Below are 8515 nucleotides of genomic sequence, written 5' to 3' on the forward strand. Positions count from 1 at the left end.
TCAAGCATTAATGCAGTACGATCTTCAAAGTTAAGATGATGGTATGACAATTTTATATACTCCATAAACCCTTTAAATTAATTAGGTGGTTTATGTCGCACTTCAAGTTTTACTCTGCCCTGTTTCATAATTGGTGAATCGAGATATTGTTGGACTAGACTACCACGATAGCTAGCAGCATATTCAGCTGTAATTTCACTCGCTACGCGGGTGCGATTGTCTGTAATATAAGCATCTCGGCTTGATGCATACGTATCTCCATATACATGGTTATAGATTCTCGCACGTTCAGCTAGATAAGCATTATGGTAAGTATTGCTATAAACTTTATCGTATAAACGCTCCCCTAGCTTTTCATAGTTTTCACCAGTTGGAATAATGCGAATAAAACCCGTATCCGCCTGTCCCGGATTTTCAATACCTCTGGCATAACTGGAACCAGCAGAAATATCTTTAGGGCCTTGAAACACCATTTTAAAATCATCAAGTACGAGCGCAACCCCCTCACCCGTGGTGTCAGAAAGAGAAGAATCTGATAATTCCTGCATCGCATGCGCAGAAGGCAACAGGATTAAACCAATTGTCATTGCTAAATAATTTTTGCGAAATTTAAATAGATCTTTTATCTGAGTCATCTCACTCTTTCCTTTTTATCCGATGCTCCGCATCTTTATGTTTCAGCTTCCCAGCCGCTACATTTTGTTTTTTATGATGCATTGCATCTTTTTTATGGTTATTCGGAATCTATTATGCTGACTTTTAATACAGATGCCAAAGTCAATTGAAGTAAAAACCTGAGTTTCCGATGAATGAAAATCTCAAAAAAATAAACGGGACATATAGTCCCGTTATTCAATATTTTAAACTGCTTAGGTCTTCGGCAAAGTAACGCCAGTTTGGCCTTGATATTTTCCGCCACGATCTTTATATGACGTTTCACACACTTCATCAGACTCAAAAAATAGCATTTGTGCGACACCTTCCCCTGCATAAATACGCGCAGGAAGGTTGGTGGTATTTGAGAACTCTAAAGTTACATGACCTTCCCACTCTGGCTCAAGCGGAGTGACGTTGACAATGATACCGCAACGCGCATAAGTCGACTTGCCCAGGCAAACCGTCAGTACATTACGTGGAATACGGAAATACTCGATGGTACGGGCCAATGCAAACGAGTTCGGTGGAATAATACAAACATCCGATTCAATATCAATAAAGCTGCGTTCATCAAAGTTCTTCGGATCGACAATTGCAGAATGCACATTGGTAAATACTTTAAATTCCCGTGCACAACGCACGTCATAACCATAGCTCGATACGCCATACGAAATCAGCTTTTGACCATTTTCATCCAAACGTACCTGGTTTTCTGCATACGGTTCAATCATGCCGTGTTTTTCGCTCATTTCGCGAATCCAACGATCAGACTTAATTGCCATTGATATAATCCAAAAATCTTAAGAACAAGTTATTGCGACGTACTTTAACTGAAATTGCCCCCAATGAAAATAAGTGAAGCGCTTGCAGCCACAGTGGATAAAAAATTGCTGATAGATATCAGCTTATAAACTTAAAAGTGCAGAATAGCTTAAAGGAATCGAAAAGCTCATTAACACCAGTGATGCGGTTTTTTGCAGGTTTTTTTGATTGAGCCAGCGACTGTTTTTTCTGGCCAGTATTGAGCCGAGGAAAGTCCAGAAGAATGCAATCGGAATCAGCAAAACCAGGAATACTAACATATGAGTCACATAGTGCTGACTGCTTTTCCAGACAATCACCGGAAAGATCGCTGAAGCAAATAAAAGTGCTTTAGGATTTAACAAGGTTGCCAGAAATAGTTCTCGTGCACGAATCGAGACATTTTCAAAATTTTCACTGAGTTCTGCCGTGCGCCATAATTTCACAGCCAGAAAAAGGATATAGCCGGCACTAAACAGCTTGAGAATGGTCGGCAAAAGCGGAAGATGAACGGAAATTTTTCCGATCAGAATGCCCCAAAAGCTAATGGCAATCAGATAGCCAAAGGCTTCAGCAGGAATTAAACGAAATGTTTTTTTAAATCCGACCTGTATGCCTGAAGATGCCAATAAGGTATTGGTTGGGCCTGGTGTTAAAAGAATGGTTGCCACTAAACCAATAAAAAACCATGAAATCATAGTTTGACCTCGCTCTAATCCGCGTAGCATAGAATAGTTCGGTCAATGCTGCAAAAAAATAATTGTAAGAGAACATATAACCAGAATTCACACTGAATTAAATCAATTTAATTCAATCACTTGAAACCATTTTGGGAACCAATACGCAACAGTCATTTCAGTCAATTTTCTTAATTTAAAGCTGTTTATTTCCGTGAATTATTAATAAAAAAGCCCTAACTTGAATTAGGGCTTAAATATGTGAACTCTCTATTTAATGGGTCAATTAGAAAATTCGGCTCTGATCTTTTTCGGCCTTAGGTAGCTGCGCTGCAATTTTTTCTGCAATCAGCATATAGCTTTCGGCTGCATCATCTCCGGCAATGACTGAAGGTGTGCCAGCATCGGCATTTTCACGAATTTCAGCATCTAAAGGTAAGCGACCCAATAATGGAATATGATATTGCTCAGACAGTTTATCTCCACCGCCTGTGCCAAAAATCTGTTCTTCAAAACCACAATTTGAACAGATATGGGTCGACATATTTTCAATCACGCCCATGATCGGAATTTGCACACGGTTAAACAGTTCAATGCCTTTGGTCGCATCGAGTAGGGCCACGTTTTGTGGTGTGGTGACAATCACTGCCCCGGTTACCGGAATGCGCTGTGCCAACGTCAACTGGATATCCCCTGTACCGGGTGGCATATCAATCATCAGAACATCAAGATCTGGCCATAAGGTCTGGTTAAATAATTGCATCAATGCACCGGTGGCTTTCGGTCCACGCCAAGCCACTGGAGTATTGTGATCACCAGTTAAATGGCCAATCGATAACACTGCCATTCCATAGGCTTCGATAGGGACAAACTGTTCCGCTTCGATCATCGGCGTTTTGCCCGCATTACCGAGCATGGTCGGAATACTCGGACCATAAATATCGGCATCCAGCACACCGACCTTTAAGCCTAATTTTTGCAGAGCCAGTGCCAGATTCACTGTAGTCGTCGATTTACCTACACCGCCCTTGCCGGATGACACCAGAATCACATTTTGAATACGTGGATGTTTTGGTACATCACGTTGCTGAGGTGCAGCTTTTTGAATCGGTGGATTATTGGGATCAGCTTCTTCTTGTTTTGCAGGCTGGGCGGAGGCATCCACCACAGGGGGAAGATTGGGTTTTGCTTCTGCTTTAGGCTGACTGGAACAGCTTTCACCTTTGGCATGCTTATGCCCGCAGCCATCCGATTTATGACTTTTAGGCCCAGTTTTTTGCTGAATCACATGCATATTCAGTTCTTGAATACCACATTTTTGCAAAGCTTGCGCCAGTTCATCATGGATTTGTTGCAGATCTTGTTTTTCTTCAGGATAAGTATTTAAGGTGATTTGTAGGATCTCAGCTTGAACATTGACCTGAGTAATACGCTGTTTGAGCGGATCATTTGAATTTGGCAACAGATAGTTTTGCAATACTTTTTGCACAGCTTCTTCGTTCACCTCCTGCGAAGGTGAAAAGACCGATTTGAGCGAAGAAAGCCACGACATAGGTTACTCCAAAACTATAGATAGATATCCGAATGGCATAGTTTAACGGGGTTTTCGCTTAAGGTTAAGCACTCTGCCGAGAAGATCGAAGAGATATCTGCAATTTCCAACCATTTTACTTGGTTTTGTTGGATTGTAGCGGATAGGCATGCTAAAAGTGAATCAATCAAAGTAAAGCCAACTGGATTCTTTTTGATGTGAAAAGAATTTTTATTGATTTTAGGTGTAGCAAGCCACTTTAACCTTCTTTGATTAAAGTGGCTCTACAATAATCACAGTCTATTTATGATTTTTATTATTTTCAGACTTGTGCTGCTGATCCTTGGCATTTTTATCCTGATCTTCTTTAGATTCACTCTTGTCAGACTGATCTGATTTCGATTCTGAATTTTGAGCTTTGGCATCTTTTTGCTGATCAGAATCATTGCCCTGAGATTGATTTTCTTTCATTTTATTCATGCTATCAGCCGCCATCTGTTTCAGCTCACCCAGCTTGGTAGAGGCTTCACTGACTAACTCAGTAATCTTTTGTTTTGTATCTTCAAACTTATGTACAGCCTCATCTTTTAAATTGGCCATGCTTGCCTGTTGATCGGTCTGAGCTTCTTTAGCATTTTGTTTATCTGACTGATTCGATGATTTATCTTCAGTGCTATGATCAGCTTTTGCCTTTTTTGCGTCATCTGAACCTTGATCATCATTTTTCTGGCCGTTGGACTTGCCATGTTTTAGCTCATTCAGAAGTTTTTCGCCTTTTTGTAATAGCTCCTCACCAATCGCAATGGCCTTGGCTTTTAAGTCATCCATCTTAAAGCTTTCGGTTTTGTTGTCTGACTGCCCGTCTTTTGAATCATTTTTTTGATCAGATGGCTGCTCTTTAGAGTCTTCATCCTTCGATTCCGAGTCAGTACCTGTATCTTTAGAGTTTTGTTTACTATCAGAATTTTCATCAGTCTGGTGTGGCTTTGTGTCTTGTGTATCATGCGACTGATTGTGCTTCTGGTCATTCTGGTTTTGCTTTTGCTCTTCTTTGGCTTTCTGATTTAATTGTTTCTCATGTTGTTCTTTGTCTTGATTTTGCTTTGAACTATTGCTCTGGTTCTGCTGAGTCATGAGGTACCCTCCTTAGGCATATCATATAAACAATCAGCCATTTTTTAGCACAAAGCGTGGGGCAAATCGGGCGCAGTAAGCAAACTGCAACAAAGCCTGTACATGTTGTTGCTATTGTTTGCAGTCTGTAGCATGAGCTGCGCCCAATCAGTATTGCAAAGATCAATAATCCAACTCTTTTGGATTCTGGCGATTCAAGTCAATCGATTACTTGGGGTTTCGACAAAGTCTGGCTTGGTAAGCCTGTCAGCACATTTTCTTTGGCTGCCCAATTCAAATGCCGTCATAGCATAATGTCCAAAGCCAAAGAGTCAGTGTTGCCAATTCACATCAGATGTTTATAGGATGCAAATGCATCAGGAGATATTATTTCAAGTCAGACACGCAAGGTGCTCATAAAGCTGACCGCAGAGAACAACCAGATCAACAGAATGAAGCTGCGTGCTTGATTGAAGTTGTCGACATCTGTGCCATGTAGCATGTTATGACGGCTCATGGTCACATTCGAGCTTGAATCCATTTTATAGGCAGCAAGTTCAGCAAAATACGGATTCAGTTCAATCGCAATTTTAGACTTATGCCACAGGCTTTTAATTTCATTGCCTTTTAAACCCGGTACGATTTTATAGACATCGACAAACTTGGTACCATTTTGCTTTAAGAAGCCTGCTTTGATCAGGATATCTGTCAAAATACCTTCGAGCTGCGCATAGACATTTGGAATACAACCGCTGTAAAAGCCAAGTTTGTACATTTTCAAGCTTTCAAGCAGCACCAAACGGCGCTTGGCTTTGATGTCTTCATCAATCTCTAAGGCATCAAAGGCTTTCAGCATTTCAGTTTGGAAATATTCGCTATTGATCATATCGAGTAGCTTAAATTGCTCAATATCTTCAAACTGGTGAGTGGCCGGCCAAAAATGCATCAAATTTAAAGCATCATTGGCAAACTTCGCGCCAATCGGTTGATCGAGCTGATCTGCCAGCACTTGGAAATAAGCATCTTGCGCGACTAAACCCGATAAGTTTTTGATTAAAAGTGTATGTTCATCTGCCGAGATGTCTTCAAGATAAGCTTCTGCATCTTTTAAAATCTGACTGCCCAACTGTTTTTGACTCGCTGCATTTTGTTTAATACGCGTGACAGGTTGGTCAAAATCAAAATCATCTTCGTCAATCATGGTTTTCTAGCTCAAAGCTTTTAGATCAATGGCCTATTATCACTGTTATTGGCAACGCAATATAGGGAAATCTACATTTCCAAGACATTCTGTAAATACAAAGACCTTTCGACACGAATTCGCGGTGAAATGGAATTGATTCGCTTAAAGGATTGCTTTGTATTCGGACCTGCATCAGGTAAAATCATCCACCTTGCATAATATACGAATGAGAGAGTCATATCCGTGCGTAATATCTTAGTCACTAACGCCCTTCCATACGCCAATGGCCCGATTCATATGGGTCACCTACTCGGTTATATCCAAGCTGATATTTGGGTACGTGCGATGCGTGCAATGGGTCATGATGTGACTTATGTCTGCGCGGACGATGCTCACGGCACAGCCATCATGTTACGTGCTGAAGCCAACGGAATTTCACCGGAAGCACAAATTGCCAACGTGCAAAAAGAACATATCCGTGATTTTGACGGTTTTGCGGTGCACTTCGATCATTATGATTCTACCCATAGCGATACCAACCGTGCACGTGCATCTGAAATCTATCTCAAAAACCGTGATGCCGGCAATATCGCGGTTCGTCCTGTCACCCAGCTTTTCGATCCTGAAAAAGGCATGTTCCTCTCCGACCGTTTCATTAAAGGCACCTGCCCGAAATGTAAAGTAGAAGATCAATATGGCGATTCATGTGAAGTTTGCGGTGCAACTTATAATGCAACCGAATTATTGAACCCACATTCGACTTTAAGCGGTGCAACACCTGTCGAAAAATCATCTGACCATTACTTCTTTAAGTTGCCGAATTTTGGTGAATACCTGCAAAAATGGACACGTGATGAAGGCCGCTTACCGGTCTCGATTGCCAACAAATTAGATGAATGGTTTGAAAATGGCCTGAACGATTGGGATATCTCGCGTGATGCGCCATATTTCGGTTTTGAAATTCCAGACGCACCCAACAAATACTTTTACGTGTGGGTCGATGCGCCAATTGGCTACATGTCGAGTTTTGAAAACTATATCAAAACCAAACGTCCTGATTTAAGCTTTGATGACTACTGGAAAAAAGATTCTAAAAATGAGGTGTATCACTTCATTGGTAAAGACATTGTGTATTTCCATGCGCTGTTCTGGCCGGCAATGCTAGAAGGTGCTAACTACCGTACGCCATCAGGTTTATTTGTAAACGGTTTCTTGACTGTCAATGGTCAGAAGATGTCGAAATCTCGCGGCACATTTATTAAAGCGGAAACCTATTTAGAACATTTAAACCCTGAATATTTACGCTACTACTTCGCGTCGAAACTTTCGGATAAAGTTGAAGATTCTGACTTGAATCTGGATGATTTTGTGCAGAAAGTAAATTCTGACTTGGTTGGTAAAGTGGTCAACATTGCCAGCCGTTGTGCGAAGTTCATCAATACTAAATTTGACAATAAATTATCTGCAACTTGTGCAGAGCCTGAATTGGTTCAAAGCTTCATTGATGCGGGTGATTCAATCGCAGCGCAATATGAGTCACGTGAGTTCTCTGCTGCGATTCGTGAAATCATGGCACTTGCAGATAAAGCCAATCAATATATCGATGAGAAAAAGCCTTGGGCGCTGGCGAAGCAGGAAGGCCAGGAACAACAAGTACATGACGTATGTTCTGTCGGTATTAACCTGTTCCGTCAATTGGCTGTTTATTTGGCTCCGGTGTTGCCAACACTGGCGCAACAAGTTCAAGATTTCTTGCAATTAGAATCTTTCAACTTCGCTTCTCGTGAAACGATTCTGCTGGGTCATGAAATTGCATTGTTCCAACCATTGATGCAACGTGTAGATCCAAAAGCGGTTGCCGCAATGGTCGATGCGTCTAAAGATTCTTTGGCTGCCCCTGCTGAAACAGCAAAAACGGAAAAGAAAAAAGAGAAGAAAGCATCGACGAAGCCTGAAGCTAAAGTCGGCGAAGCTGAAATTATTAATATTGATGATTTTATGAAAGTTGACCTGCGTGTGGCTGAGGTTTTGGAAGCTGCAACGGTTGAAGGTTCTGACAAACTTCTTCAATTGACTTTAAATGTAGGCGAAGCTGAACCACGTAATGTATTCAGTGGTATTCGTGAGTTCTACCAACCTGAAGACCTAAAAGGCAAATTGGTGGTGATGGTGGCTAACCTTGCTCCACGTAAGATGCGTTTTGGTATTTCGAACGGTATGGTGTTAGCTGCGGGTAATGGCGACGGCGTTTGGGTGATTTCACCTGAATCTGGTGCTCAACCGGGTGATAAAGTGTCTTAATAGTCTTTATTGTTAATAAAAATCCGCTTATATAAGCGGATTTTTATTATTTATTGGCCTCTTCTTTAATTTCTAAGATTTTAGGAAGAATTCTTAAATTAATCTTTGCTTTTAGTATTTTATTCGGGCTTTGTTGCACAAAGATTTGAAATGCAAAGCGCCCCTAATTGAGCCAAATTTAAGGCGTAACTTGGGTAAGTGGTCGACCTAATTCCGTAAATCTGTTGAGGACTGCTACACGTGCATGAATTT

6 protein-coding genes and 1 pseudogene are annotated in these 8515 nt (G+C 41.2%); 1 reads left to right on the forward strand and 6 read right to left on the reverse strand.

Features of this window, described 5'->3' with window-relative positions; all coding sequences use genetic code 11:
• Positions 1-283: 283 nt before the first annotated feature.
• The 6 genes and pseudogenes from FTV30_RS14785 to FTV30_RS14810 all read right to left on the reverse strand — a co-directional run.
• A pseudogene (locus tag FTV30_RS14785) lies at positions 284-635 on the reverse strand (hypothetical protein); the annotation flags it as partial.
• A gap of 234 nt (positions 636-869) precedes the next feature.
• Complete coding sequence (dcd, locus tag FTV30_RS14790) at positions 870-1439, reverse strand: dCTP deaminase (protein WP_004280726.1); 570 nt, start codon at positions 1437-1439, stop codon at positions 870-872.
• A 123-nt stretch (positions 1440-1562) separates the two neighbouring features.
• Positions 1563-2156 (reverse strand): LysE family translocator, encoded by a 594-nt coding sequence (locus FTV30_RS14795; RefSeq protein ID WP_100329137.1) that lies wholly within the window; start codon positions 2154-2156, stop codon positions 1563-1565.
• 265 nt (positions 2157-2421) lie between these two features.
• Positions 2422-3687: an iron-sulfur cluster carrier protein ApbC gene (gene apbC / locus FTV30_RS14800; RefSeq protein WP_074383443.1), complete on the reverse strand. Its 1266-nt coding sequence runs from the start codon at positions 3685-3687 to the stop codon at positions 2422-2424.
• A 279-nt stretch (positions 3688-3966) separates the two neighbouring features.
• Complete coding sequence (locus FTV30_RS14805) at positions 3967-4800, reverse strand: hypothetical protein (protein ID WP_180001851.1); 834 nt, start codon at positions 4798-4800, stop codon at positions 3967-3969.
• Positions 4801-5176: 376 nt separating this feature from the next.
• Entirely contained in the window at positions 5177-5980 is an 804-nt protein-coding gene (locus tag FTV30_RS14810; RefSeq protein ID WP_159516134.1) for a hypothetical protein, read from the reverse strand.
• A gap of 225 nt (positions 5981-6205) precedes the next feature.
• Between FTV30_RS14810 and metG the strand changes: the two genes are divergently transcribed.
• The gene (gene metG, locus FTV30_RS14815) at positions 6206-8263 is read left to right on the forward strand and encodes a methionine--tRNA ligase (protein WP_180001852.1); all 2058 of its coding nucleotides are present in this window, start codon (positions 6206-6208) and stop codon (positions 8261-8263) included.
• Positions 8264-8515 lie beyond the last annotated feature (252 nt).

The sequence above is a fragment of the Acinetobacter sp. YH12255 genome (genome assembly GCF_013417355.1).
GTDB lineage: Bacteria > Pseudomonadota > Gammaproteobacteria > Pseudomonadales > Moraxellaceae > Acinetobacter > Acinetobacter pseudolwoffii.